Below are 26,070 nucleotides of genomic sequence, written 5' to 3' on the forward strand. Positions count from 1 at the left end.
CTTCTCCCAACCACCTACAAAGCTTCGCCCTTTCTCGCTTTTTCCCGCGGACCCAAGACCTCACCCATCAAATCGGCGCGCCGGCGGACTCATTTGAAGGTCTATCCAATAGGCGCGCCCCCGCCCCTATTCTCTATGCACCAATGATTAGCATGCCCCTTTCCGCCATCGCATCCGAGAGCTTCCCACTTCGCCTCCCGCGAATGGTGCTCAAAATGAAAAAAGCGGGCCGAACGACCCGCTCTTTCTGTTCCGAAGCCGAAGACCGACGCCGTCGGCCTTCCCGTATGATTCCCAAATCGCAATCTACTGCCCTTTTGGGCTCTCGACCCCCTTATCCCGGGGCGTCCCGCCTGCCAAGGATTTGCGTTCCAATACCTTCCGATTGACCAGAAACCAGGCGTAGTGGATCCGCAGCGGGTGCTCGATGCGATCGGCGGCCACGTCGCCCGGCCGTTCCCGCCCCGGCGCGGCGTTCGCAAGCAGATCTCCGAGACGTTTAGCCTCCTCGAAACGGTCCATTTCCGTCTCCGGAAACTCGCCGCCCTCGCCATAGCTTTCGCGCCATTCCCGCCGCAGACCGAACGATTCGCCGTAGGCATCCCTGTAATCCTGAGGCAGTCGGGTAGACAGCCACTCCACTTTTCGGTCCGACAACCTATTGAATTCTCTTTCTCTTTCCTTCTGCACTTTACGCAAAGGGGGCTTGGCGCGGAATTTCTTGTTCGCCCTGATCCAGCTTGCGAATTCCCGATACCCGTAGCCGCCGCGATCGATGATCTCGACCCGCTGCTCGAGGAGCTTTTGGACAAACTCGCGCTCAGCTTCCACCAGGGTCTGAGGCCCCCAACCGGCCTCGATCGCGACGTCGACCATCGACGGCATGACCGCGGTGCGCATCGACCAAAACATCGCCGCGAGACGCCCGTGGACCTCGCGTCCGAACTGAGCTTCGTGATCGCGTTCGACCTGCTGGCGGGCGGCCTCAAGGCGTTCCGCCGAAATGTCCTCGACCCGCGGCCCGAATTCTTCCACGGCGAGGTCGAGCCACAAGGGACGCCACTTCGGCAGCGGATCTGCACTCAAGATCTCGTAGTACACCATGCGACGCTGCTCGGACTGCAGATAGGCAGGATCTTCCGTCACGCGTTCATAGTGCCGGGTTGCTATCTTCTTGAACCAGGTGGTCGAGTCCTTGGCGGCCGCCCGGTACCACATCGCGGCCAACAACCACGTGCGATCGGCATTGAACCCGTCCTGGCCCGGCCGGCGCTGCCTGAACGCCCATAGGAGCTCCGACTTCCAAATATGCTCCTGGAGCGCCAGGGCGTCCTGCGGATACGTCCGTATGACCCAGGATTTTGCCCTCTCCGACAGCCAGTAAATTCCCCCGACCCGCCGCTCCAACCAGCTTAAAAAGGCCTTGTCCGGGCCTCTTCTGATGGCCCCCAACGCTTCCTGAGGGAGGAAGTGCACGTCGGATACCCACTCCGAATAATACAGCTTGGCGGCTTCCAGGCCCTTATCCTGCTTGCCGCGCGCAAGCACGATCACCGCTTCCGCGAACGTTTTCTCGGGCTCTTGCAACGCAAACTGCTCGCGATCAGTCGCGATCTCGCGCATCAGGCGCTGACTGCTCTCCCGCGCGATCCTGACCTTTTCCTGGATATCGACCCTATCACCCGTGCTCATTTGAGATATTCCCCGATGATGTCGTCGCTAACCGTGGCGAACTCTGGAACCTGAGCCTTGTCGATGCGGGTCTGCACGAAGTTCAAGAACTGCTGGTCGATGTCCCTGATTACCCGCGTCTGAGCGAACTCCCTGAATTCATTGTTAATTCTGGCTAGATCAAGGTCCGTCCCCTCGATCATTCCCTGCGCCGCCTCAAAGGCTTGCTCCGACACCACCAGGCTCGAGCCTCGCTCTTCGTCGGTCCGGTTATCGAACAGATCGATCGATCTCTTGTCCCGCGCCACCTTGCGCACCGACGCCCTTTTCGGTGCGATCAGATCCTGCGCGCTCTTGGCAACCGGGGTGAATTCAAGCCATTGGACCTTGCGTCCTCGGCCTGCGTCGCGGATGTACCCGACCTCCACCGAGAACGGCGCAAACTCGTTGACCTCGTCGACAGCCGGAATGATGATCCGATTCCGGAAATTGGTGAACCTAGCTTCATCGTTGAATTGATTGCAGAATTTGAAGAAGTCCGGAACACTCACACGCCACGTCTTGTTCAGCGTCAAGGCGTTCTGCACCATCATCTTCTCATACAGGCGCTCGCCGGCCAGCGTCTTGAACTTCCTGATCGTCTTCAGATTCAGGATCGCGTAGATCCGGGGCTCCTTCAGCAGCTCGTTGAGCATCGGATCGAAGGCCCATTCAAGGATGCCGTTGCTCGACGTGGTGGAATCGAACGACAGGAAGTGCACCAGCATCATGCGCTTCTCGCCGGATGCGGTGTCCTCGTAATCGATCTCAATGTGGACTTCACCGAGCCGACGCAAGGACTCGTTGATCGCAATGACAGGGACCTTCAGGAACTCGACGGCATCAGCCATCGGAATCCGATGAATGGGATCACGATCGTGAAGCCGGTTGTAAGCTCGATTTAGCAGGTAATTGAACAGTTTCTCGTCGGTCGCCTGCATATCACCGAGCGCGCGGTGCATGATGACGCTGTTCGCTTTCTTCACTCTGCCGTAGTTGTCGGCCTCAAACTCGAAGGATTCGTTATCGGTCATGTCTACTGCTCCAATAACCACGTCTATTACTCAGACTACTGCTCATCTCAAGAGCAGTAGTCGATGCTTTAAACGACATTTTTTGAGCCTGTGTCGGAAGAGCCTTGAGCAGTAGACGTCGAATCCTGAGCAGTAGTCACAATTCACGTTTCTAAAACCGTTCACTTCTCAATTATTTAGCACGCTACGCGAATCTCCTGAATCTATAAAAGGAGCCCTCCGGAGACGCCGCCGGAGCGAGAATTTACCGAGCCATTGCTCCCATCCGGAATTCATCGAAACGCCACTTCTCCCTATTTTTCACATTCCGGGACACGTCTACCGCTCAAGGTTCTTGACAAAAACATGACTTTCCGGATCAAGGGCGGTTATTCGAGTCCTTGGGCCGGCACGTGAATTCAAATGCAAAAAGCCCCGGCATCGGCCAGGGCTTCTGTTTCGGGATTTTCGTCGGCATTATCGGGTCAACTTGACCATCTGCGATCGGCTACGGAATTCCCACGGCCACTCAAACTCACCGGCCCAAACCCCTCGACCGGCACCCTTCGCCATTTCCTGCGCCGGCAGGTACGTTTTCACCAACTCCCAAGGGACGACGGCAAAGCCGGAGCGCACCATCTGTTCGGCCACATCACCGGTCGGAACCGAGCATTGAGCGGCAATAGCATCGCCGGCCTGTCGTTGACCGACGCAGGACACCAGCCGGCCCTCGACAAGCTTCGCCAGTTCCTCCTTCGCCCGGGCACCGCAGCGCCAACTCGTAACCTGGCTGTGGCAAAGCTGATCCATTTCCGGTGCGTCCGCGCCGTAAAGCGTCACCATCTGCTGATCGACCATGAACGTGTCGCCGTCGATCACCCTGGCGGTCCCTTCTATTGCCATTCCCCGCGGATCCTTCTGGGTCGTGCTCGCTGCGGTCCCGGCACTCCCGGCGCCCGGCGGCCTCACCGCCTGCTGAGACGTATCTTGCCGCATGGCATTCGCCGGTTGCTGGATATTGGTCTGTTGACCGAGCGGAACGGTCGATCCCACAGGCGGTCCGATCGGAGCAACCGCAGTTGCGGATCCAGGAACCGTGAACTGCGGGACCGCTCCGTTTTGAACCGGTTGCCCGTAGCCGTAGTTTGGATAGGTGGAGACGTATCCCGGATTGGCGACCGGGTACTGATACTGATTCGGATAATAATAGCCATTCGGCTGGACGTAATAACCCTGCGCGGACGCCGGCGCCGACCAGGCAGCAGCGGCCGATGCGACAACGATCGCGACGGCAACGGTAAGCTTCATCGGACAATCCCCCGAATTTCCCTATCTCACGACAATTTCCTGAAACCTGTGCCAGCGCAAGGACTCGTCTACTGTCTGCCACAACTCCGTTGTGGCGCTCAGCCGACCGCTATCGTCACTCGGCAGCGAAACTAGGCCGTGACGGCCGCCAGGTATGCTCGATCCGCCCCGAGCTGCCGAGCCTCACGGCGATGCTCCGCCCTCAAGACGCAGTTAACCAAGAATCACTGGAACCAAAGTGCTCATGACCGCACCGGCACACGCCATCATCGCAATGCCCGTGGCCATGCCGCCAAAGCGCTGCCAATCGGCTCGGAGCAGCACTTTTTCGCGACCAATGATTTCCGAAATTCCCTGGATCACGATCAACAGGCAGGAGATTCGAAACGCGGCATCGATGAGGGACGATGCGATATCGAGCCCGACGCCGCCTTCGGATATGAACGCGCTGACGCACCATGCAATCACGGCAACAAGCACCGTGGCGAAGCCATTTTCGAGGAAACCGGACACCTTCGGACCAATTGCCGGTTCGACCGCTTTCGTTCCGTTTTGCTCTCCGCTAGAGTGATCGAACTCTTGCATGCTGGCCTTTCCGGGTTTTCGGCTGCTTGACCAAAGGTTAACCTAATCCTTGACAAACTGCTAACGAGAGAAAGTGTTCCGGCAGAACAGCGGTGGGAACAGCACGAGACATGTTCGATAATTCCGACAATTCATATCCTGAGCGACCTTCAGGGCTCGCTGGTCTGGCCGAGATCAGGCGCCGAGCCGGATTGTCGGTACCGGGCAGCGAACAGATGACGCTGTATTCCGCGGTTTCCTCTTCCGCCCAATCATCTCCGCGGCCCGCGGCTTCTCCACCGCGCCGGCCGCCGGCCGCTCCAGCACGTCCGCCTTCTCCTGCTCAGGCTCGTCTGCCCCAGTCGGCGGCAAGAAATCCTGCGGCAACGCCGGCATCTCGAGATGGTCTCGTCGCACTTCGGGCGGCGACGGCCACCCGCTCCGCGATCGTTCAACGGGCCGCAGCCCAAGCAGCTCGGCCGCCGGCGGCCGGCCCCATCGATCCATTTGCAGAGCGAGGATCGCCGCCCCCCCGCGGATCGGGATGGCTTGCGTTCTTGAACTGGGCGTGTCGAGGAACTGTCGAACCGACGCCCGAGGATACTCGCATCGCGCTGCTGGCGTGGTGCGGCCGCCTGGCTATTCCGGAAGAACTCGCCTACCTCGACGTCTAGGCCGTGATCTGCCCCAACCAATGGGGCAGGCCGTTTTGCGAGCCAACCTGGCTGATCCTGGAGAGGATTTTTGGGCCAATCGACAGGATTCCTTGGGCGACATCACGATGATCTCGCTCGTACGCATCGTCCCGTGGTCGTGCACCTTCTGCAGCAAGCGCTCTACCGGCTCAAGCTCCGGTATCACCCGGCCCGGAGCTTTGGCCCGCACAGCAGCCAACGCATCGGCGATCTGATCGATGAGGTCCCGAAAGCTCTTTGGGCTATTCGGATTTCGGTGTTGAAGCACGTCGATCCTGGTCCGGAATGTCTTAAGCTGCTTTTGCAGCTTCAACGTCCGTGGTTCCGGGACGACGCACGGGCTGAGGCCCCACGTTGGCGTCCCCGGGCGGCTTGCCCCGCCCGTCGTGCCGCAAGGCACGATCCAGTATGTTCAGCGCCGCATTGTGATCGCGGTGCAGGTCGGCACCGCAGCCACAGCGATGGCGGCGCTCCGCCAGCGTCTTCTCCACCGCGGCGCCGCAGGACGAGCAGTCCCGCGAGGTGTTGCGTGGATCGATCTTCACCACCGTCCCACCGGCTCTTGCAGCCTTGTAGGTCAACAGTTCGATCAGACGCGCGGGCGATGCGTCCAGCATCGCCCGGTTCAACCCGGCTTTCTGCCGGACGTTCTTCCCCGGCTCGCCGGCGCTCCCTCGCGCCGAACCGGTCAGGTTCTTCAAGCGAAGCTCTTCGACGCCGATCAGCGCGTAACGCCTGGCCAGATCGGCCGACACCTGGTGCAGGTGGTTGGAGCGGACGTTGCCGATGTCGCGCTGTATCTTCCTGACACGCTCTCGGACCTTGGCGCGGCGCCTCGAGCCGCGCTTGCAGCGCGCCTGCGCGCGCTGCGCGATACGCAGGTCGCGCTCGCGGCGAGACCGCGGACGCACGTTCTCGATATGCCGGCCCTCGCTCGTCGTCACGAGATGCTCGATGCCGACGTCAAGCCCGACGGCCGTCTCCGGCCGGGCATGAACGGCGGCGGCGGGGACATCAACCACCAGGCAAACGTACCAGTGCCGGCCCTTTCGCGAGAACGCCGCGGTCTTGATCGACGCGTCCGGCGGGAGCTCCCGATGCGGCCGCAGGCGCAGACCGCCCGCCAGCGGCTTGAACCAGCAGCTTGTTTCCCTGGAGCCGGATCCCAGCCCACTCGGCAAAGCCAAAACAGTCCCAGCGGCTCCTGCTCCGGAAGCGAGGGAAGCCGACCTTCTGGCCGCGCTTCACGCGTCCGAAGAACCCCTTCATCGCGTCGTCGACGCGCCCCAGCGTCCACCGCGACAGGTTCGCGGGGACGTCGCCGTAGTCCGGGTCGAACGACCGGATCTGCGTCAAGGACTTGCACTGGTCGAACCTCGAGATCGAGACCTTCCGCTTCGCCCAGGCGTCGCGGCGCTCCTGCAGCGCGGCATTGTACAGCTGGCGCTGCGCCTCGCAGAGCCCGGCGAGAACGGCGTATTGGCCGCGGGTCGGCGCCAGCTTGATGCGGTAGGTCAGAAACATTCAGTCAGCGCGTTCTCGTTGTGTTCCCCTGGGTGACCATGCCCGGCCGGCGACCGCTCGTCAAGGACTCGTTCCAACACCGACGAATAGCCGCTCTTTGCGAGGTGAACTTCACCATCGATCAACCGCGTTTCGGGCGCTCGCGATCCTTCTGCCAGCTTACCCACTAGCAAGACGACTTCATCGATCCTGGCCGTGGCAGCAAGATCTCCAGTCATTACCGGTTCAGTCGTCCCTGGTGCCATCTCGAACGGCTGTTGCAACAATCGCACCATCCTCGGCGGCGTAGGATAGTGGCCACATTTCTCGACCGGCGCGATTCCGGGGGCTTCCGCTATCAGAATCGCTTTGTTGCCCTGAACCATGCCCGATTCAGGAACAAGCGGGGCATCTCGTAGCCTGTCATCATCTCCTCCAATGCATCCACCTCATGCCGCTCGATGGCGCCTCAAAGGTATCTGCATGAAATGCGAGCCGTGGAAGGAACAGTAAGGTCCTTCGCACGGCTGACCACAAAACTGAAAGTCGTCCAGGGCCGGATCTCCGATCGGAGCTTTGCAGGTGTTTTTTCCGGCAGTCTCTACGGCGCGAATGAGCCCTCGCTCGCCGATTGCTACAGGACGCGATGCAGCCGCAGCCGAACTGATCTGTTGGGCTGGGGCATCCGGACGAGCGGGCTTCGGCGACCGGGGTGGTTTTGGGACGGGGGTCCGCTTCTTGGCCTCGACCATCGTCTCTTCAACACGAGGGCGCTTGACCCCCATGCGAGCGAGCTTGCCCATCACGGCACTGCGAGTGAGACCACCGCCAAGTTCTGCGGCGATCTCCGAGCCGGTCGACCCATTGAGAAAAAGTCGCTTGGCCAATTCCGCGCGGTCATCCGACCAGCCCTCGACGTGTTCCATAACTCCGCTTTCGATACTTGATGAGCTGAATCGGCCTCGCACGAAGCAAGTCATGGTGTCGAGCGAAAACACATCTTTTCGTAAATGAAATTCGTGCGCGAGTGCTTCACAGCCAAGGACTCGACTATGCACCTTCGGCGTGCTGCCTGATCGTTAACCACGACGTGCTCTTCATGAGAGGCACCCTTGCTCGGACGCGATCAGAACCGCGCCCGCCGATGGCGCGCGAATAACGACCTCGCTCATCGGAGCTAACGCCGCGATCGAGAAGCGCGGTACCGGCCAGGCCGCCAGCAGGATCGTGTCGTCAGCTTCCGAGAAAGCTCCAATGATCCCGTCGGCAAGTCTGCGGAAGGATGAGCGCGCGAGGTCGGAGGGTTCGGTGACAAACAGGTCTGGCGAGGGAGGTAGGCGATGCAACAGCGCCCAGGCGCGCGCGCCGACTGTCGAGTTTGCGGAGAAGCGGGCGACCGCCGGCGGTGCGACCACGGCCTGCCTCAGCTCCATTTGAACCGTCTCCCGGACTGCCAGGAAGGTATCGCGCTCATCCGGGTTGGTCGGATCCAGGAAGCACGACAACGGGATCCCTGCGCTGACCACTTCCCAGATTACGCCGCCATGAGCGGCAATGCCCGCGAGTGCCGAGGCTCCATCCGTGAAGGCCGCCATCGCTGTTGTCCCGTCGGCGTATTTTGGTGTGGAGCCGATAATCTCCTCGCAGAGCGTCAGGTCAATCCGGGCAGCATCATCAAGATCCAGCCGCTTCCGCAGATACCGGCACGCCTGCTTGAGATGAACCAGGTGCGCGGCCGCCTGCGGACTGGCCGAATAGGTCAGCTCGATAGCTTGAACGAAAAGCGGGTCACTGCCGAAGGCCAGGACCGAACCAAGCCGGTCGGTCCGGGCGCGGTCGGCCAGAAAGCTTCGCCATTCGATCTTCGCTGAACCCGCAACGACCTCGATCTCATCGCTCTGGAAGGCCCCGTATCGGAACGGGTCGTCACCGACCGGAAAGAAACGGTCTCTCATCTCGGAAACCGACAGATAATCGCGCACCCGCACATCACTGTCGAACAGATGCCATTGGGCATCCCGGAACGCTATCGTCCCTTGGAAGGCCGGTCCGGAGCGGAGCCTGGCGACTGATCTCGGATCGATCGCTGAGGGCAGCCTTGCCCTCCTGAACTGCAGATCCAGGAAACGCTGAACGCGCGTGCCGGCGGGGTCATGTGAGATGTCCGCGTAAACCGCGGTAACCACATTAGCCTTCCGGTAACAGGCGCTGCATTGCTTCGGTATCACGTCGTTGGCTCCATCCAACGTAGAATCATGCCGCGACCGCGCGCGTTCAGTCCATCGCTCTGATCATGTTTTGCACGGCTTGCCGTTTGCCACGGGAGCCTCTTTGCTGTCGGTCTCGAATCCTTGGAACTTTCATCATGCGTTTCCTTGTCGTTAATCCAAATGGTCCCTGGATTCAGGGAGATATCCACGCCCATGATCACGCGGCAGCGGCCGCCTCCCTGGAACAGAAGCTCAGTGAGCCGACGTCAAACGACGTCTGGCTGGTTTTTGAGGCTCCGCAGGATTTTCCCTCTGCCATGTCGGGATATCGGGGCACCGACCCGGCAATCCTTGCGCGGTTGGAGACGGCATGGCACATCGAGATTCGTAATAGCCTGCTGCCAGAGCAGCCCGACCTTTTCGCCGCGCCCGGCTTGTAGACAGAGAATCCACCTCTCATTGACCATTCCGGGCTGGAACCTCGTGCGACTTGCCGGCTTTGAGCGTATTAATGGAACCATGACTTTGACCACTCTCAGTGCCGCCAACTACGGCGTAGACGAATCCTTCGACGTTTTCGTGCGGCAGGCCCAGGCCATGCCTGTCCTGGAACAGGAAGAAGAGTTCGAGCTCGCCCGCCGCTTTCGGACGACCGGCGACCGCAAGGCCTTCGACATCCTGGTTCATGCCTACCTGCGCTATGTGATTAGAATCGCCAGGGGTTTTCGTGGCTATGGACTGCCTCTTGCGGATCTGGTTTCGGAGGGGAACCTTGGATTGATCCGAGCCGTGGAGAAGTTTGAACCCGAGCGCGGGAACCGCTTGTCGACGGCCGCAATGTGGTGGATTCGCGCCGCGATCGGTGAATTCGTGGTTCGCTTCTCTTCGATGGTCAAAATCGGAACGACTGCCGAGCAGAAGAAGCTTTTCTTCAAATTGAAGGCGGTGAAGCGCAAGCTCGGCATCAACAGTCCTTGGCTCTCCGACACTGACGCCGAACGCGTCGCGCGTGCGCTTGCCGCTCCGGTCAAGGAAGTCATGGAGATGGACGTTCGGCTCAAGGGCGTCGGGTCTCTCAATGAACCAGTGAACGACCAGAGTGACAGCGATGGCTCGGCCGAGCGACAGGACTATCTGGTCTCGGATGCGCCGACCGCCGAAGAGATACTTTCCGGCTCCGACGAGTTTGACAAACGGCTTGGGCTGATCGGTGAGGCGCTGGCGGTGCTGAAACCGCGAGAATTGGACATCTTCCGGTCACGTCGGCTGGAGGAGACCCCGATTACGCTTGACGAACTCGGCGCCAAGCACGGTGTCAGCCGCGAGCGCGTGCGTCAGATCGAGGTGACCGCCATCAATAAAGTCCAGCGGCACATGATTGAAGCGGCCCTGGCGTCAGGTCTGCTGTCCGAGGCCCCCCTCTCGCTGCACTGACCATGACCTCGACGGTGTCTTGATCTTGGGGTCCCTCCCCTTCTTGGTTCGCTGGTTTCGCAACTAGGCGGGTCGCTCGGGAAGCCAAGTCGAAGTCGAGCGTGCGGCGGCTCGCAGCGGCATTGCTTGAGTGAAGCGGGGATGACCGGTCGACGGGTCGTTGACCGTTGCCCTTACCATTCCTAGCGTTGTTGTCCATCGCCCTTTCATGCAGGCAAGGATTCAACCATGAGCAACGCTGTCTCTGTCACCGACGACACCTTTGATGCCGAAGTTTCCGCGTCCGCTATCCCGGTCGTTGTCGACTTCTGGGCGGAATGGTGTGGTCCCTGCAAAATGATCGGTCCGGCCCTCGACGAGATCGCCGGGAAGCTCGCCGGCAGGGTCCGGGTGGTAAAGGTTAATGTCGACGACAACCCGGACACCGCCTCGAAATACGGTGTGATGTCGGTTCCGACTCTCATGATCTTCAAGGGTGGCGAACTGGTTGCTCGCCAAGTCGGGGCGCAACCGCGGCATAAGCTCGAACACTGGATCACGCAGGCTGCTTGATCTCCCGCCATAGAAGGCGGGACTCTTGGATTCCCGATCGGTAATTTTGGCTATTCGGATTTCGGTGTTGAAGCACGTCGATCCTGGTCCGGAATGTCTTAAGCTGCTTTCGCAGCTTCAACGTCCGTGTTTCCGGGACGACGCACGGGCTGAGGCCCCACGTCGCCGGTAACTTCTGAGGCACTGCGATGCCGCGATCAGTGCCCTACGGCACCGGCACTGTTTCCTGTTCGGCATCGAATTCCGCGTCGTATTCCGCCATCGTCTCGGCGAAGGCCTCTGGGCCGCTCGCGCCGAATATCGCGAAATGCTCGGCGGTTGCCGGGACCGCCTCCGCAACGTCGAAGCCGGAATCGTACTCGCCGTTTATGTCGGGCCCGTAGCCCCAAGGCTGACCCGTAACATAGTAGATCCCGCGCTCTCTCGGCAGATGGCGGATGCCGGCATCCTGGCAATCGGAACCATCCGCGTAGAAGAGGTACGCGCCGTGGGTTTGCAGCAGGACCGCAATCTTCGAGTCCAGGACATAGACCAGGGCTTCGTTCGGTTGGTGCCGAGCCTCGGCTTCGGCACATTCGCCTTCGAATTCTAGCGTGCGCAGGTAGCCTGACCAGAACTTGCCCTCCTTCCACTCCGGCGCGACGAGGGATCGGACGCGTCGATAGAATTCGGACGGGTCGCGCTGATGCCAGAACGACGTGCCATCATCGGGGTTAAGGGGCAGCGTATGCGGCAATGCCAGTACCTGGGCAGTTTCTGCAGGCGAGCAGACCTCGACCGCGTCGTAGGCAGCCAGGATGCTGCTTTTGCTTTGTGCGTCGAACTCGCCGCGCGCATGGTCGAGCCTGATCAACGAGGACGGCCGAACGCACTTTGAGAGCATCGAGAACGCCTCCCGACGAGTCTTCTCTTGGGAATCGAAACCAGAGAGGTCGCGAAGCGACATGCTTGGCTCCTTAGGCGGCCGGCCGAAGCGTACTTCGACAGTCACCCAATCGGCTTGCGCAAGACGATCATCGACAAGCCGGCCACGGAAGCCCTCAACCGACGCCGCCTCGACCAAAAGAAGCGCTCTTTGCATGATCATCGCTCAGGTCCTTTCAGAACGAGGGCGATCGGGCATTCCGATCGGCGGTTCGCGTCAGCACATGGGAGGGATCGAACACTTTCGTCACGCCGTCCTTGGCATTTCCGGCCAGCACCGGACGGTTCGTTACTGCGTCCCTGACAAGAAATGACTGCAGATCCTTTGCGTACTTCACCACTGCGGACGACCGGTCGAAGGCAATCAGTCGCCCTTCGACCTGGCTCGAGGAGACCAGACCGTCGTTGACGAGCGGGACCTCGGTCGATGGCTGCTGCGGACCGAACAGAGGTGCGATCCACCTGGCGACGGGATCGCCAGCGCCCGCAAGCGCGGTGACGGCCTTACCGGAGGCCGCGCGATCCACTGCGAATGGTCCTGGAACCTCTCTGGCGGCCGGATCTGCTGATAGATAGCCGATCAATTGCTCAATGCGCGCAACTTCAGGAAGGGCGGTAGAGGCCTTGAGCCAGCCGTGGAAGTTGGTCGCCACGAACCCTTCTTTCACGGGCACGAGGAATCTGACCTGCGCGACGTTGAAATCGCGCTGTTTGCCGTCGAAATGTGTCATTGCCAGCCTGTTCCGGAACAGGATTGTCCAGGCATCGATGGGCGTTTGCAGCTTGTCGACAATCTGGGCGATTTCTCGCAAGGAGCGGCCGGCATCGACTGAAGGGTTGCCCGAATAGCGCTTCGGCAGCTGGCGAAGCGTCGGGCTGATGATGTGCTCGTCGAGCGGCGTGCTGATGCGCTCCATGAGCTCGCGCACGACAATCAGGTCATCGAGGATGTTGACCTGATTGGTGTCCGCGATGGTCTTCATCGCGCCAAAGGCGTCCGCCTTGGCTTCGTTCGAGCCGAGCAGGCAATGTCCGACCTCGTGCCAGACTGCAAAGCGGTGCCAGGTTTCGTCGGTGACGCCGCTTCCCTTCTTTAAGTCGATCGGTGAGCCGAGCTGCTCCTCGGCGAAACCGACCGCGACGTCATGAGCATTTTGCTGCGGAGGCGGACCGACGACAATGCAAACGGTCGCCTTTGGTCCGAAGGCCGGCGAGGTATGCGGATCTCCGCCTATAATGAAGGTCTCGTTCTCCTTGAGGGGCTTCCCGGTGAGCGTACCGATCGCGTCAAGCTCCGCGGTGACCGAATTTGAGCGATCCACGATGTGGATCCGGTTGGGGAATTCGCGATCCACTTGGGCCTGAATGTCCCGCACCATGGCCGCGTAGTCGGCCACCACCGGTCTATGGGATCGTTCGGCGGTCGCCGCTTTTGGGCTGCCGAGCGGACGTCCAGGATCGTCCGCTCGAGTAAAGTTCTTCACCTTGGGATATGAGGCGTTGTGCAGGATGCCCATGGAGGGCAGATCCGGCAAATCCTGGACGTAGATCGATTTGACGAGTTGTTCCGCGGCGCGGCCATTCACGTTTCGAGGGCTGGCCGCGGCGGACGGCGGTGTCATTGCGCTTCCGACGGTCAGGATCGTCGCTACCGACGCAGCCAGCCGCCGGCCGCGACCCTCGAGGACCACGCCCGTACGGAGGAATCTCTGGAGAAGTGTTCCGGCCGCCAATGTAGGCTCCCGCAAATGGATCGTTGCGGACGCACTGTATGGGTGCGATCGGCAACGGTAAACGAATCCTTGGCGCTGACGGCAGGAACCAAAAACGACAGTCTCGCTAAGTCGCACCCTGCGGCATCTCATGGCCCTCTGGTCAATTGCCGGGCCTCATAGGATCATTCGTGTCCTACTGCGCCTTCAAAATAGCGGACTTCTCGTGCCAGCAGCCAAAGTCATTGACGTTGCGTTCCCGTTCATCGCGGAGATCATTGCCCCCCGGTGTCGGAATTCCGAGCGACGGGCCTTTTGGGAGCGCACATCGGTGACGGTCGCCGAGGCGGGACGCGAGGAGTTTATGCCGGCGGTTCGCCTGAAGGGCAGTGAACTGAGCTATTTGGCCCATGAAGCAGGGCCGGAAGACCCGGAGCGACTGCTTTTTGGCTATCGCGGCGCTCTCTGGGCGCCGGTGCTCGACAATGAGCTCGCACCTGTTACGCCCGAAACGATGACCCGTATCCTGAAGGAGGCGCCCGAGGGACAAGGGCTGCGCTATCGATCGCCGTTCTGGTTCGGAGGACAGGTCGACGTGGAGGCTGAGGGCTTCGAAGCCTATGTGCCGCACAAGGAGTTCGGCTTTCAGCCCATGGTCGAGCCGCACGGCTCCGCCCAAATTCGAAAGTCGATGTCCTCAAATCTTGAGACCAGGCGGGCTGATGCTCAACGGGTCGCGGATTCCATGCGCATCGTTGATGGACAGCTCTGGTTCCGTTGCTGCGATCCGGTCTGGGTGGGCGAGATATCCAATCCTGCATTGAAACTTGTGTTCGGAGCTGGTGCCCCGCATCAGCCGATCGCGCCGTGGGGGCGGCACCGGGAGACATTCCGTGCGGATCGCCTTGAGGACGTGAAAGACTGGCGTCGCCGGTATCGCCACAGCTTCAGCAAGTCCTTTGCGGAAATCCGGGAAGTGATTGGAGAAGTCGAAGTACTGGATGGCTCCTTTTTCCGGAGGGACGACCTCGCAGAGATGACAGACGGAATCGACGTTGTCGCGGAAGCGGCGCACGCCTTCATGTACAAAGCACCGAAGGAAGCCGTCCTCGACTGGATCGAATTCCGGGACTCCGCAAGCGCGCTGTCCCGGTCATGGAGCCGCCCTGGCGCCGAGAAGGCGCTTGCGGACATGAAGCAGCTGGCCAGCTGTGTCGCGTCCCATCAAGACATCCCTCCGCACCAGATTGCGGCCGAGTGGACCAGATTTCGGGTGAGTTGGCGCAATTACTGTCAGCGCCTGCGCGTGCGGGCGAAATGGTTCGAGAATGCCATGCAGCCAAGGGAAGAGTTCACAGAGGATGAGCTCGCTGCTTTGCACGAGATGACCACCGTGCCTGGGTTGGGGTGAACGAGATGGATTAGATCCAGCATCCTCGAGGCGCTCGCGAAGAATCCTCTGGCCGGTCGCATCCTCGTTTTCGGCTCCGCAGCCGAGCACGACCGCGACCCGAAGGACATCGAGGTTGATCACGAAAAGGCGCGGCATCCTTCGCAGGATCGGCCACCACGCCCGCGATCGTGGCGGCCGGCCGAGCAGGTATCCCCCGGTACCAGGTCGACCACGTGGTGAAGGCGAGACTTGCTCGCCGACTTAAAAGCGGTCGATGGCACAATTCGAATTTGGGTGCCGGAACCGGCCACTGTCGGCCAGCGAGATACCCCCAGTATAACTTTCAAGCCTTTCAAGGCCGTTAATCTCCGTTTTACCCAGTTAATCGAATCCTTGGAGACCGGAATAGTAAAACGTTGTTCGCCTCGTTGATTCCGGTACATTTCAAGGCATGAGCAACCTTGATCTGGAAGCGTCGTCCAAGGATTCCTCCAACGAAACCGGCGGAGCGATCGGCCGCCTCAAACGCGGCTTTGGTAAATTTTTCAGGCGCACTCCTGAGAGTACCGATGCGGAGCCCGAGCCGGCCGTCGAGAACGGATCTCCTCAGCCTGGAGACTCGATCGAGGCGATCATCCAGTGGATGCATGACAACCGCCCGTCCTTCGCGACCGCGAAGTGGTTGGGAGAGAACCTCTTTGTGTCCTCGCTTCGCATTTCCAAGCTGAAATCGTTCCTCTCGGAACTGCCTTCCGATCTCCGATCGAAGATGTTCGCTGACGTCGACGCGTTTCTTGCCTCCAATGGTCGCGAGGGTTTTGCGGCGTTCTTCCTGGCCAATTGGGCCAACTTTTTCCTGTCCGAGAAGCTCACAACTCTGTTGCCCGGCGGGCGCGACGAGGTGCTGGGGGAACTCCTTAGGTCCATCCGTCGGCGGCTCTCGGTGCCCTATAGTCCGGGGCTTTATGCCGAGTCAGAGATCTGCTTCACGCAAGACTGTATCAGCCGAGCATTCACGCTGGCGCGAACAGATGGCGGGAAACAGGATGCCATCCAGCTCTTGTGGTTGTTGATGTCCGTCACTTCTCCGGGTGAGGGCGAATATGAGTGCATCGAGGACTTGTTGGGAAAGACCCCAGAGGATTTTGGAGCGGATGGCAGCGCGCTCCTCGCCTTCGCAAAACTCCGTCAAACCCTCAAAGAATCGATGATTCGGCTTGTTCGTGCCCTGCGGGCGGACATTGAGTCCGAGGAAGATGACGAAGTGGACGATGACGAATTCGATTTTCTGCCCCCGCGCACTATCCCGGAACGCCGCCCTTCTTCGTCCATTAGTCCGGTGAGGCTGCCCGCAGGGGCCGATCATCTTAGGTCAAACGAACCGTATTGCGGTTGGTTCTCCTGGCTTAAAGAGAACGTCGGTTGGCAAGAGATCGATTTTGCGACCCTGCGCACTATCGATCCATCCACGGTGAATGGCGTCGAGTACGGTAAGGAAAAAGCCAGCGCTTTCCTTGCGCAAATCGTCACCGACTATGGCCGCTTCGAGGCTGTTGTCGACGCTATTCTGGACGCTCGCAAGGAGGCCGGTTTAACGTCCGCCTTCCTCTGCCAACCGGTGATCGACCGCGGGTGCGAGGCCGCGGCTCAACTTACCGGGTCTGTTGCCGCCCGCATCGCTTTGAAGCATTTCAAGGGTGACGATGATTTTGTTGCCATCGCCACCCTGTTGGACAACGATCCCGATCTTGGGGAGGACATGCTGCTTGGCCTTGCCCTTGAGGGTTTCGACCACGCGCATTTGTTCGCGTTGGCGATTGCCTATAACGGGTTCGCCTACGATTATCTGAACGACCGTCATCCGAACCGCATGCGAGAGCACGAGATCGGTCGGGACGTCGTATGCGAAAGTCCGGAGGAAGAGCCTCGTCTCGACCAACAAGCGATTCAAGCGCTGCCGACCGCCTACGCGTTGCCCCGCATTGATCTCGTCGCCAAATACGATAGTGCCTGGCTTGGCGAGGCGTTCTTCGCTTCTGACAAGAGCCGCAGCAAGATTGAAGGTTTACTGGCCGATCTCGGGATATCCTCCCGCAGCCATGTGCCCGCCGAACTGGGGCATCGGCTTGCCGACTTCCGTTACCGACACCCCATCCTGAAGAAGCTGCGTGACGAAGCAGCTGCGCAATATGCTTCGAGTTCCCCGAAACACGCATCCTTCACCCTGTTCCCAGGACCGCAGCGGGCGTTCGACCGGGCCTGGCGGAGTGGCAGTTCGCATCGGCCGTATCCGGATGGGTCACGCTGGAAAGCCATAGCCCACGCGGTTCGCTCGCGAGCGATGTATGACCCCGGTGTGGCCGAAGAAGCCTTCCTGGCCCAGGTCGCGGAAGCTGACATCGAGGAGCTCCGAGACGCGCGCGAGTTCTTCTCGAACGAGCCGTCCTATCGGGACTTCATCTCACATGTGCTCATCGAGAACGCGAAGGACGGTGAAGAGGTCATTCCCCCGGCTGCGGCGCCTGAGGCGCTGCCTGAGGTCGTGACCCAATCCGAGTTCTCAAATGACGTTGCCGCCGACGTCGCTGTCGAATTTCAGAAGGAAGACTTGATGTCCGCAAGTGCCGCTACCACTACCGTCACCGCCCGTTTCCCGTCATCCGAACCAGTTGATCATGCGTGGGCCGAGACCCTTGGCCGTCTGGCCAGGGAAATTCAGGAAGCAGCGCACCGGCCTCCGAACCTCGATTTCATCATGGCAGTGGAAGCCAGCTGCCCGGTACTGCGCAAGCTGTTCGAAGATCATGTCGCGCGGAGCATTCTTCCGTTCGGCGAGGTGCGGGATCGTGTTCTGCCGCTCCTGATCGAGCTCAGGACCGTGGTTCCTGCCAGCGAGGCGGAGCTTGATCGCTCACTGGCAGAGATTATCTCTCGCATCGAGGCCGTTGAGGCCGACGTCGCCTGGACAAGGCAGTCGGCGGATGAAGCCTCCTCGCTCGCGGAGGCTATTGCCGACCTGCAGGCGAAGGCAAAGGCCTCCTACAGCGAGGTCGCTGAGTATGGCAAACAAATCGGCCGTGGCCGGTACGAATTCGCGGACCACTTGAAGGCCGCGATTGCCACGGGTGCGACACAGGTGCGCGAAACCTGCGATTTCTCGACCAGGATCGCAGACCTCGCAGGCAGCGCCCCGGCAGCCCACAAGCGTCCGGAACTCGTTGTCGTGGAAGCCCCTGCGCCGGTTCACGAGCCGGTCAATCCATCTGCCGAGGCATTCTTGGAGAGTGTTCTCCTTACCGTGGACGACACTTCTTCGGAGTCCAGCGCCCTGTGTGCCGAAACCGAGGCGGAGCTCGCCCGGATCGGGGCGGCCGTCACTGACCCGGAAGTGAGTGTCACTCAGGTCCAGCCTCCGGACGTTCCGGATTTCCCGCAGGCCAACACCAGGATACTCGAGCTTGCTGCGGCCGGCTCATTCTCCACCGCGTATCACCTCGCGGCGGCTGTCGAAGCATGCCGCGGTGTGCCCGTGATCTCGTCCTTCGAGCTCCGTCTGGTCGCCACCGCGCCCTATCTCAATCTTCCGGCGATGCAGGTGAACGAGCGTTCCGTGCAGGAAATCCGCTCCACACTGGAGAAAGTGCTCAGCATCGCTCAGGATCCGGATCTCTCGGACAACGAGATCGGGATCGCAAGGCGCCTCCTGATGTTCGCGGGTGCCATCGGCCCGGCCCTGCTTGGACGCGATTCCGTCGCGATCGAGGTCGTGCGCGCCATCGCGCTCGGCGGAGATTGGGACGGCGCCGCCTACGGCTTGAAGGAAGCACTGACGCGCGCCGGCCGGGGCAACGCTCCTATCACCATCGAGCGGTGCCGTTTGCTCGCCAGCAATGCGGACGCCCAGTACCGCGCCGAGACCGCGAAAACTCGCATCCTCAACGTGGCAAATCAGATCGCGACCAAGGAATGGCCGAACTTCCAGGCCGGCACCCAGATCGCAAAGCTGCTCAGTGACCAGAGCTCCGAGATCGGAGAAGTCGTTGCGGCGGTGAAGGCCAAGAGCCCGGAAGCAATTGAGCTCGCCCGCGAGTTCGCGACGAACTACCATGATACGGTGAAGGCAGACGAACTGCTGCAACGCAACTACAAGGCCGTCATCGAAAGCATGCGGCGGCGCAATTCGACCACTATCGTTGGCAGCGCGCGCTCGAGCTTCATGCGCCTGATCGTCGATTTTGCCGATGCCTGCGCGGTCTTTGTCGCCACAACCGACGCCGCGTCAGGCGACGAGCGGGCAAACCGCCAGCGTCACATGGAGATCAGGGACGTCGTCCTTGCCGCTATCACCGCAACCGAGCGGGCAACCAAGGGTCTTGCCCGCGGCCGCACGGGGATTCTTGACTACGCAGTAGACACCGCGCTTGCCGCGCTCGACCGCCAGCGCAAGCTTCTCAACGGCGTCTTCGAAGCGCCTTCGCATCTCGACCACCTCTTTGCGCTCTATGGTCCGCTGGCCGCCGTGCCCGGCATGGTCTTCTCCAAGTCGTGGCTCCCGGGCCCCCATGATCCCGCCGAACGGCTGAAGCTGTTGATGGAGGCAGGCGACTGCGAACAGACCAGGCAGCGAACGACCGACGTCTCCTTCCTGGAGCTCGTCTCAGCCCGCATCGGTCAGGGATCTTTCGGCGCCGCCAACCTCCTAGTCGAGATGGGCGACTTCCTCGGCGTGTCCGAGAAGGGGCTGGCAGATGCCAGGGGCCTCATTCAGCGGGCAGTCGATCCGGCCCGCGCCCGCGCAATCGAAGCAGCGGCCGAAGCCCGCCGCGCGCTCGAAAGCCTCGAACGCATCGGCGATCTGCGCGAGCAGGAGCTTGCGGCGTCATTCACCCGCCGGCTCGACCTGATCGATGTGTCCTCGCTGCCGCTCGAGCAGCCGGCGGAACTCCGCACCGAGGAACTCCCAGCGGGTGGCGTCGAGCCGGTGATCGATATCGCCGGGGTCCTCGCGCTGACCGAGGAAATCCGCTCCAGCGTTCACGCAGTCGCCGCCAAGTACCGCAATGAACTGCTCAACGAATTGAAGACGCTGCTCGAAAACAACGAGGTGGACCACGTTCAGGCCGCCGCTGTTCGCAGCGTCATCGAAAAGGACAACAACATCATCGGTCGGGAGTGGCTCGACCTCCTGAAACGCGGCATTCCGCTGCCGGTGACCGACCACGCCAACATTCGACTGTCGACGATGTTCCCGACGCTGGTGGACTTTGCCGCTGGCGCCTCCGACATTGTCGGCAAGGCCGTCTACGCAGCCCGCGACGGACGCGATTTCGGCCCGCTGCTGTTCTCGCAGATCGGCGCCGGTCATCGTGCGGCGGCCTCGGACTTCCTGACGAACTGGTACACGCTCGGCAAGACGCTCCTCGCTACCGGCCTGAACGCGCCCGCACGGTCTTCCGCCGCGGCCTTAAACTGCCTGCGCTCGCTTGGCGTGTCGACGCCCCAATCGCCACAGGCTATCCAGCAGAAGGACGTGGCCGGCAAATTCGCAGTCACCTTCGAGATCTCGGGCCTCAACATTCCGCTCGATCTTTCCGATCGCACCACCATGGTGCTCCCCGACTTCGGAAGCGCGACGGGCGGTCACTGGAAGATCATGGTCGCCCAGGCTCTGCCCAGCGATCATGATCTGGACGCCTTTACCCGCTCGGCGACGACCCATGGCCGGCTAATCTTCGTTTGCGGTGCCATTACCGCTGACGAGCGCCGCCGCTTGCTGAAGAGCTGCCGCGACGCCGGCCGCAAGGTCCTCGTGGTCGACGACGCAATCATGCTTGCGGTGGCGTCCGAACGCCGGCTCCGTCCCGCGACCATGATCGAACTCGCCCAGCCTTTCTCCTATGCCGAGCCCTTCGACGATCACGGCAAGAGCGCGGTGCCGCCGGAGATGTTCGTCGGTCGCGCCAACGAGATACAGTCTATCCTGTCGCCGACCGGCACCAACATCGTCTACGGCGGCCGCCGTCTGGGCAAAACGGCGCTGCTGCGGCACATCGCCAACACACAGCACGACCCAGCAAGCGGCATGATGGCCTTCCATGTCGACGTCCTGCCGTACGGGACGATGGAGCAGCCCGCCGAAGGGATCTGGCGCAAGCTGTCCTCCGAAATGTCGGACATCTTCCGGATGCCGGTCGATGACGCCCGTGCTTTCCAGGACCAGATCGCCAAGTGGCTCATCGCCAACCCCGGCGGCCGCATCCTGCTGATGATCGATGAGGCGGACAACCTGATCGAGTCGGATGCCCGGTCCGATTTTCGCATCGTCAACGCTCTGGTCGACCTGATGGCGGCCCGCACCAATCGCGGCTTCAAGGTCGTCCTGGCGGGTCTCCACAACGTCACCCGCCTCGCCAATGGCGCCAACAATGCGGTGATCAAGCAGATCTCTCACGAACCGATCTGCATCGGTCCCTTTATCGATCTGGACCTCGCCGAGGCGGAGCGCCTGCTGACGCGTCCGCTGGCCGCGCTTGGCTACGAGTTCGAAACGCGCGATCTCGCCTGGCGCATCCTGACGCGGGCAAGCTACATCCCCTCCACCCTGCAGCTGTTCGGCAAGCGGTTTCTGTCGATGCTGGGCGCGCTGCCGCTCGATCTTCGGAAGGTCCCGCCGGTGATCATCACCGCGAAGATGGTGCATGCGGCGTTCTCCGATCCCGCGATCGAGAAGAACATCGTCGCGGCATTCCGCTACACCGTCGAGAACGACCGGCGTTACCAGTTGCTGGTCAACATCATCGCTGAGAACGACTACCTGCTGCGGGCCGAAAACCAGCTGGCCAGCGGTATGAGCTCGGTGGAGATCGGCGCGAGGGCGGCGGATTACTGGCCGAACCAGTTCGTCGGCCTGGATGCGCAGCAGATGACCGATGCCATGCTCGAGGAGATGCAGGGGCTCGGGCTCGTCAAGCGCTTGACCGGCGTTGACGGCGGTGATCGCTGGACGCTCCGGTCGCCGCAGATCCGTTCGCTCCTGGGCAGCCTTGAGAAGGTCCAGCATGAACTCCTGCAGTTCGTCGGAGAGAACCCGACCAAGCAGGGTGACCTGCGGGCGATGCGCCGCTTTGTGCGACACGAGACCGACGAATCGCGCCCGTCGGCGCTGACCTGGCATCAGGAAGAGGACTACCTGCACGGCAAGAACTCGGTGCAGGTCGTGGTCGGCAGCCTCGCCGCCGGCATTCACGATGTGACCGCGTCCGTATCGGCAGCGCTCGAAGGCAGCGAGACGAAGGTTCATGTCTTCGATCCGAAGTTCGGCATTTCCCGTCAGCTGCTCGCCATTGCCGCGGACAAGAAGCAGAGCCGTCACCTGTTGGTCGTGCCCGACACAGTAGCCTGGAAGGGCGCCGATCTCACCGAAGCGGTCGCCAAGGGCGTTGGCCTCGACGCTATGACGGACGGCAAGGCACGTGTCCGTGCGATGTTCGTTGCGACCCCCGACAAGTTCATGGATCTGATCGGAGATCCGAGCTTCGAAAGGACGCTGGGTCTCAACAAGGTGCCCTACGTCCGCGGGCTGCATCTATGGAACAACGCGACGGTGGATGCGGTCGCTCACCGCCTGGGCGTCACTATGCTCGGCGAGGAAAAGGAGTGCCTGCGTCGCGTGACCGGCTACTTCGGCGCGGCCGCTTTCAATGCGCTCAGTTCGATCATGGGCCAGGATGACAAGACCAAGGCTCTGGAGACCTGGTTCGAGGAGCGCTCCAAGACCCCCGGCTTCCTGGCATCGTTCGGACTGCGCGACCGCGCCATGCTCGCCCAGTTCAAGCTGCTCCTGGAGTACGGGGAACTGGTGAAGACGACGGCCGACATCCGTGACGTGCTGTTCTCGACCGATGCCGCCGCGGGAAGTCGTTTCATCACCTACACGACCTTCCTCGGGCTGATCACCGCGCAGAAGGCGGGAGCCGACAAGCAACGCAGGATCGTCTTCAACCCGGTGTTGGACAGCCTCCGCCCGATGATCGAGGCCAGCGCCGGCGAACTGCCGAATGGAGCCGCGGTCTGATGCTTCAGAGGAGCCCCGCACCACCGGATAAGACGCCGGCGATCGACTTGCGCCTGGAGGCGCAGGTCGATGCGCGTGGGATCCTTCTGATCGTCTCCGAGGCCGGCAAGCGGCGCGCCAAGCCTGTCTCCCCTTCGAAAGATTGGCAGTTCTGGCGCAGTTTGCTACCGGAGCAATTCTCAGAGACCGCCGACGCAATTGCGGAAGCCATGACGGCCGGCATCCTGACGCGCGATGGCCATGGCTTGCGGGTGCCGCCGACCGAGGTCTCGATGTTCGATGAGGCGGTGGCGGCACATCTGCGTTTCCCCGAATTGTGCCCGCATCCCTTTGCCCTGCAATGCTCGCGAGACGGTGCCTCGCGGACCATGGCGGTGTCCGTCCGCCACAAACTGCCCCCCTTCGAGCAGGGACGCATCGAAGGATCACTGGTCCGCTTCCGGCCCCGCTTGACCTTTCGGATCGGCGCCCGCCTGGCGGCGCTCCTCGCAGCCGTCGAGCACTTCAATGCCGCTCCCAGGGAGCGCCGTCGCGATTTCATGCGCGACGTGATGAAGCCCTTTCTCGAACGGGGTCTGCTCGACCTGCTCTGGGACGGTCGCAGGATCGATATCTATCAAGCCAGCGCCATCGGCATCGACGCCGTTCCCTGTAACGGCGATGTCCGCATCGACCCGGTTCTGTTTCCGGGTGTGCCGCGCGGCGCGGGCGACGAGGAGCCGCTCCCGCTCCTGAATGAACGCCTCCAGAGCAGCTTCGTGACAGCTTTTGACGCGGTGCGCGGCACCCGGCAGTCCTATCGCATTGACGAGACGTCGACCGTCCTGGTCGACGTCTCCGTGCAGGATTGCCTCGAGGTCGTCGGGTCCCTGCGACAGAAGCCGTCCATCGATGCAGCTGCCGCGGCCAGGGGCAGACAGTCGCGGATCGATTTCCTGAGCGATCCCGTCACCAGTCTCGCGAGCGGAATGCGCAAGGGCTCGGTACCGCCCCTCATTGCCCATGGGCGATATGCACCTCATGTCCGGGGGATCGGCGCCTGGGTTGCGCCGACCTTCCCGTATCTGTCGCGAATCGAGACCGAATGGCTCCCGACCGACCACTTCGTCGTCGTTCTCACCCGCGGGCCCCTGATCCTGAGCGCGGCGGAGGTCGACCGCTTTCGGCAGGACGTCGCATTTGCCAGCGCCAACAGTGCGTCATCGGTGCTTGTGGCAGGCACGAGGCTGTCCGCCGCCGAGGCCTCGGAAGCGTGGCGGCAGCTCGAGAACCAGCTGCCGCGGCTCAATGAGCGTCCCAATGAGGAGGAGCCGCCGCCGGACGATGCGATGCCCCGGCTGTCGCTCATTGTCGACAACAATTTCGACGAGGTCTCACACGTCGCCAGACGCCGCCCGCGGAGCCCGCATCCGCAGGCCGGCGAGCCGGAAGAGAACCTCCACACCGACCTTGGGCATCACCAGAAACAGGGCATCTCCTGGCTGATGCGACGCTGGCTCATGGGAGCGCCTTCAGCGTTGCTTGCCGATGACATGGGTATCGGCAAAACCCTCCAGGTGCTCGTCTTTCTCGACTGGCTCGCGCGCTGCGTATCCTTGCCGAGCCGCGATGAAGAGGGGCTTATCCGCCACCCCATCCTCGTGGTACTGCCGGGGACGCTCGCAGAAGTCTGGCGCAAACAACTCGACGAGCATTTCTCAAGCACGGTCTTGGGCCAGTTCTACGAGCCGACCGGCGCGGTGTTGCGTGCGATCTCCCATCTGGACCTCGCTGCCAAAGTCCGCCTGTTTGGGCAGCAGCCGGTCACCGTTGTCAGCTACGAAACGCTCTCAGAACACATCCTTTCGATCGGTGCAGTGTCGTGGGCGGCCGTGGTTTACGATGAACTCCAGCGCCTCAAGGACCCGGCGACCCAATTGCGCAATGCCGCGAGCGGTCTGAACGCGGACTTCTTTGTCGGGGTCTCGGGCACTCCAATCGAAAACCGTATCGAGGACCTCTGGTCTGTGGTGGATGCGATCGAGGCCGGCCGCCTCGGCGCACTGCGTGATTTCTCTCACGAATATGCGAGCCTCGACATTGGCAAGCTGCGGACCCTGAGCCAGAGCCTGCTCGGTCCGGACCTCCAGCTCGGTCCGGACGCGCCACCGGTGATGCTGCGCCGTTTCAAGGAGGACGTGCTCGACAAGCTGCCCAAGAAGTTCGTTCTGACCCACGAGCGCGAGATGCCGGCCCAGCAGGCGCTCGCCTACGCCAAAGCCGTCAAAACGGCTCGGGAAGAAGCCGCAGAAGGCTTGCCACAGGCAGGTCTCAACCTGGTTCGCGAAGTTCGCCGCATTTCGCTTCATCCGGACGGCCTGTCCGATGTGGATATGCAGTCGGCGCGTTCACTAGCGGACTGGGTCAAACGGTCGGCGCGCACGAGCACCACGTTCGACCTTTTGGACGAGATCCGTGCCGCCGGCGAGAAGGTGTTACTGTATCTCGACGATATCGACGTTCAATACGTGCTCGCGCAGGCCATTAAGACGGCGTTTGGGTTGCCTTCCGCTCCTCAGATCATCAATGGTCGCGTTCGACGCAAGGATCGGGCCGTCATCGTTGAAAATTTCCAGGAACGCTCCGGAGACGGTTTTGCGCCGCTGATCCTTTCGAACCGTGTTGGTGGAGTTGGACTGCATTTGACGCGGGCAAATCACGTCATCCACGTCAGCAGATGGTGGAATCCAGCACTTGAAGAACAGAGCAACGACCGCACTTACCGGATGGGCCAGAAAAAGGATGTCAACATCCATCTGCCGATGGCGATCTACCCGCAGAATGCGTTGCCGTCGTTCGACAGGTTAGTCGACGGTCTTCTTGGTGACAAGCGGATCCTTCAGCGCGAGGTCCTGATCCCGCCGGTCACCGGTCGCGAGACCCGCATGCTGGCCGATATGCTCCGGCGTGCCTCCCCGATTTCGTTTGCCACCCATTGA

General features: G+C 61.4%; 18 protein-coding genes. 6 read left to right on the forward strand and 12 right to left on the reverse strand.

All coding sequences use genetic code 11. The features are described from left to right. Nucleotides 1-306 precede the first annotated feature (306 nt). The 9 genes from ACVIGB_RS04255 to ACVIGB_RS04295 all read right to left on the reverse strand — a co-directional run bounded on the left by ACVIGB_RS04255 (nucleotide 307) and on the right by ACVIGB_RS04295 (nucleotide 8,979). Complete coding sequence (locus ACVIGB_RS04255) at nucleotides 307-1,692, reverse strand: hypothetical protein (RefSeq protein WP_456717978.1); 1,386 nt, start codon at nucleotides 1,690-1,692, stop codon at nucleotides 307-309. Next, a complete protein-coding gene (locus tag ACVIGB_RS04260) occupies nucleotides 1,689-2,744 on the reverse strand; it encodes a hypothetical protein (protein ID WP_456717977.1) in 1,056 nt (351 codons plus the stop codon). The genes ACVIGB_RS04255 and ACVIGB_RS04260 overlap by 4 nt, the downstream gene beginning before the upstream one ends. A 456-nt stretch (nucleotides 2,745-3,200) precedes the next feature. After that, nucleotides 3,201-4,031: a thermonuclease family protein gene (locus tag ACVIGB_RS04265; RefSeq protein ID WP_456717976.1), complete on the reverse strand. Its 831-nt coding sequence runs from the start codon at nucleotides 4,029-4,031 to the stop codon at nucleotides 3,201-3,203. Nucleotides 4,032-4,244: 213 nt separating this feature from the next. Next, nucleotides 4,245-4,616 carry a hypothetical protein gene (locus ACVIGB_RS04270; RefSeq protein WP_456717975.1) on the reverse strand — a complete coding sequence of 124 codons (372 nt, stop codon included), beginning with the start codon at nucleotides 4,614-4,616 and terminating at the stop codon, nucleotides 4,245-4,247. A gap of 964 nt (nucleotides 4,617-5,580) precedes the next feature. Further along, entirely contained in the window at nucleotides 5,581-6,417 is an 837-nt protein-coding gene (locus ACVIGB_RS04275) for an RNA-guided endonuclease InsQ/TnpB family protein (RefSeq protein WP_456749110.1), read from the reverse strand. Beyond that, nucleotides 6,305-6,814 (reverse strand): helix-turn-helix domain-containing protein, encoded by a 510-nt coding sequence (locus ACVIGB_RS04280; protein ID WP_456717974.1) that lies wholly within the window; start codon nucleotides 6,812-6,814, stop codon nucleotides 6,305-6,307. Before ACVIGB_RS04280 ends, ACVIGB_RS04275 begins: the two co-directional genes overlap by 113 nt. Continuing rightward, complete coding sequence (locus ACVIGB_RS04285) at nucleotides 6,805-7,179, reverse strand: hypothetical protein (protein ID WP_456717973.1); 375 nt, start codon at nucleotides 7,177-7,179, stop codon at nucleotides 6,805-6,807. The genes ACVIGB_RS04280 and ACVIGB_RS04285 overlap by 10 nt, the downstream gene beginning before the upstream one ends. 63 nt (nucleotides 7,180-7,242) lie before the next feature. Further along, nucleotides 7,243-7,773, reverse strand: a complete 531-nt coding sequence (locus tag ACVIGB_RS04290) for a GcrA family cell cycle regulator (protein WP_456749111.1) — start codon at nucleotides 7,771-7,773, stop codon at nucleotides 7,243-7,245. A 117-nt stretch (nucleotides 7,774-7,890) separates the two neighbouring features. After that, nucleotides 7,891-8,979 (reverse strand): hypothetical protein, encoded by a 1,089-nt coding sequence (locus ACVIGB_RS04295; protein ID WP_456749094.1) that lies wholly within the window; start codon nucleotides 8,977-8,979, stop codon nucleotides 7,891-7,893. A 179-nt stretch (nucleotides 8,980-9,158) separates the two neighbouring features. On the opposite strand from ACVIGB_RS04295, the gene ACVIGB_RS04300 reads away from it, so the two are divergent. From ACVIGB_RS04300 to trxA, 3 genes are all read left to right on the forward strand, one after another. Beyond that, on the forward strand, nucleotides 9,159-9,443 hold the full coding sequence (locus tag ACVIGB_RS04300) for a hypothetical protein (RefSeq protein ID WP_456717970.1): 285 nt from the start codon (nucleotides 9,159-9,161) through the stop codon (nucleotides 9,441-9,443). A gap of 19 nt (nucleotides 9,444-9,462) precedes the next feature. Continuing rightward, entirely contained in the window at nucleotides 9,463-10,437 is a 975-nt protein-coding gene (locus ACVIGB_RS04305) for an RNA polymerase factor sigma-32 (RefSeq protein WP_456717969.1), read from the forward strand. A 228-nt stretch (nucleotides 10,438-10,665) separates the two neighbouring features. After that, nucleotides 10,666-10,989, forward strand: a complete 324-nt coding sequence (gene trxA, locus ACVIGB_RS04310; protein ID WP_456717968.1) for a thioredoxin — start codon at nucleotides 10,666-10,668, stop codon at nucleotides 10,987-10,989. A 205-nt stretch (nucleotides 10,990-11,194) separates the two neighbouring features. Here the strand turns inward: trxA and ACVIGB_RS04315 are convergent, their stop codons facing one another. Together ACVIGB_RS04315 and ACVIGB_RS04320 are read right to left on the reverse strand one after the other, a co-directional pair. After that, nucleotides 11,195-12,076 (reverse strand): hypothetical protein, encoded by an 882-nt coding sequence (locus ACVIGB_RS04315; RefSeq protein WP_456717967.1) that lies wholly within the window; start codon nucleotides 12,074-12,076, stop codon nucleotides 11,195-11,197. A 13-nt stretch (nucleotides 12,077-12,089) separates the two neighbouring features. Beyond that, on the reverse strand, nucleotides 12,090-13,763 hold the full coding sequence (locus ACVIGB_RS04320) for a hypothetical protein (RefSeq protein WP_456717966.1): 1,674 nt from the start codon (nucleotides 13,761-13,763) through the stop codon (nucleotides 12,090-12,092). A 193-nt stretch (nucleotides 13,764-13,956) separates the two neighbouring features. Between ACVIGB_RS04320 and ACVIGB_RS04325 the strand changes: the two genes are divergently transcribed. Beyond that, complete coding sequence (locus ACVIGB_RS04325) at nucleotides 13,957-15,036, forward strand: hypothetical protein (protein WP_456717965.1); 1,080 nt, start codon at nucleotides 13,957-13,959, stop codon at nucleotides 15,034-15,036. Between the two features lie 955 nt (nucleotides 15,037-15,991). Here ACVIGB_RS04325 and ACVIGB_RS04330 read toward each other — a convergent pair. Continuing rightward, nucleotides 15,992-16,384 carry a hypothetical protein gene (locus ACVIGB_RS04330; protein WP_456717964.1) on the reverse strand — a complete coding sequence of 131 codons (393 nt, stop codon included), beginning with the start codon at nucleotides 16,382-16,384 and terminating at the stop codon, nucleotides 15,992-15,994. A gap of 105 nt (nucleotides 16,385-16,489) precedes the next feature. On the opposite strand from ACVIGB_RS04330, the gene ACVIGB_RS04335 reads away from it, so the two are divergent. Beyond that, on the forward strand, nucleotides 16,490-23,092 hold the full coding sequence (locus ACVIGB_RS04335) for an AAA family ATPase (RefSeq protein WP_456717963.1): 6,603 nt from the start codon (nucleotides 16,490-16,492) through the stop codon (nucleotides 23,090-23,092). Further along, the gene (locus ACVIGB_RS04340) at nucleotides 23,092-26,070 is read left to right on the forward strand and encodes a DEAD/DEAH box helicase (protein ID WP_456717962.1); all 2,979 of its coding nucleotides are present in this window, start codon (nucleotides 23,092-23,094) and stop codon (nucleotides 26,068-26,070) included. Before ACVIGB_RS04335 ends, ACVIGB_RS04340 begins: the two co-directional genes overlap by 1 nt.

The sequence above is a fragment of the Bradyrhizobium sp. USDA 4341 genome, assembly GCF_054063755.1.

What these genes read in the sequence shown, in the direction of transcription:
- ACVIGB_RS04255 (WP_456717978.1), bottom strand. Translation starts at nt 1,692, where the DNA reads ATGAGCACGGGTGATAGGGTCGATATCCAGGAAAAGGTCAGGATCGCG.
- ACVIGB_RS04260 (WP_456717977.1), bottom strand. Translation starts at nt 2,744, where the DNA reads ATGACCGATAACGAATCCTTCGAGTTTGAGGCCGACAACTACGGCAGA.
- ACVIGB_RS04265 (WP_456717976.1), bottom strand. Translation starts at nt 4,031, where the DNA reads ATGAAGCTTACCGTTGCCGTCGCGATCGTTGTCGCATCGGCCGCTGCT.
- ACVIGB_RS04270 (WP_456717975.1), bottom strand. Translation starts at nt 4,616, where the DNA reads ATGCAAGAGTTCGATCACTCTAGCGGAGAGCAAAACGGAACGAAAGCG.
- ACVIGB_RS04280 (WP_456717974.1), bottom strand. Translation starts at nt 6,814, where the DNA reads ATGTTTCTGACCTACCGCATCAAGCTGGCGCCGACCCGCGGCCAATAC.
- ACVIGB_RS04285 (WP_456717973.1), bottom strand. Translation starts at nt 7,179, where the DNA reads ATGGTTCAGGGCAACAAAGCGATTCTGATAGCGGAAGCCCCCGGAATC.
- ACVIGB_RS04290 (WP_456749111.1), bottom strand. Translation starts at nt 7,773, where the DNA reads ATGACTTGCTTCGTGCGAGGCCGATTCAGCTCATCAAGTATCGAAAGC.
- ACVIGB_RS04300 (WP_456717970.1), top strand. Translation starts at nt 9,159, where the DNA reads ATGCGTTTCCTTGTCGTTAATCCAAATGGTCCCTGGATTCAGGGAGAT.
- trxA (WP_456717968.1), top strand. Translation starts at nt 10,666, where the DNA reads ATGAGCAACGCTGTCTCTGTCACCGACGACACCTTTGATGCCGAAGTT.
- ACVIGB_RS04315 (WP_456717967.1), bottom strand. Translation starts at nt 12,076, where the DNA reads ATGATCATGCAAAGAGCGCTTCTTTTGGTCGAGGCGGCGTCGGTTGAG.
- ACVIGB_RS04330 (WP_456717964.1), bottom strand. Translation starts at nt 16,384, where the DNA reads ATGATCGGCCCCTGCGGGCAGCCTCACCGGACTAATGGACGAAGAAGG.
- ACVIGB_RS04340 (WP_456717962.1), top strand. Translation starts at nt 23,092, where the DNA reads ATGCTTCAGAGGAGCCCCGCACCACCGGATAAGACGCCGGCGATCGAC.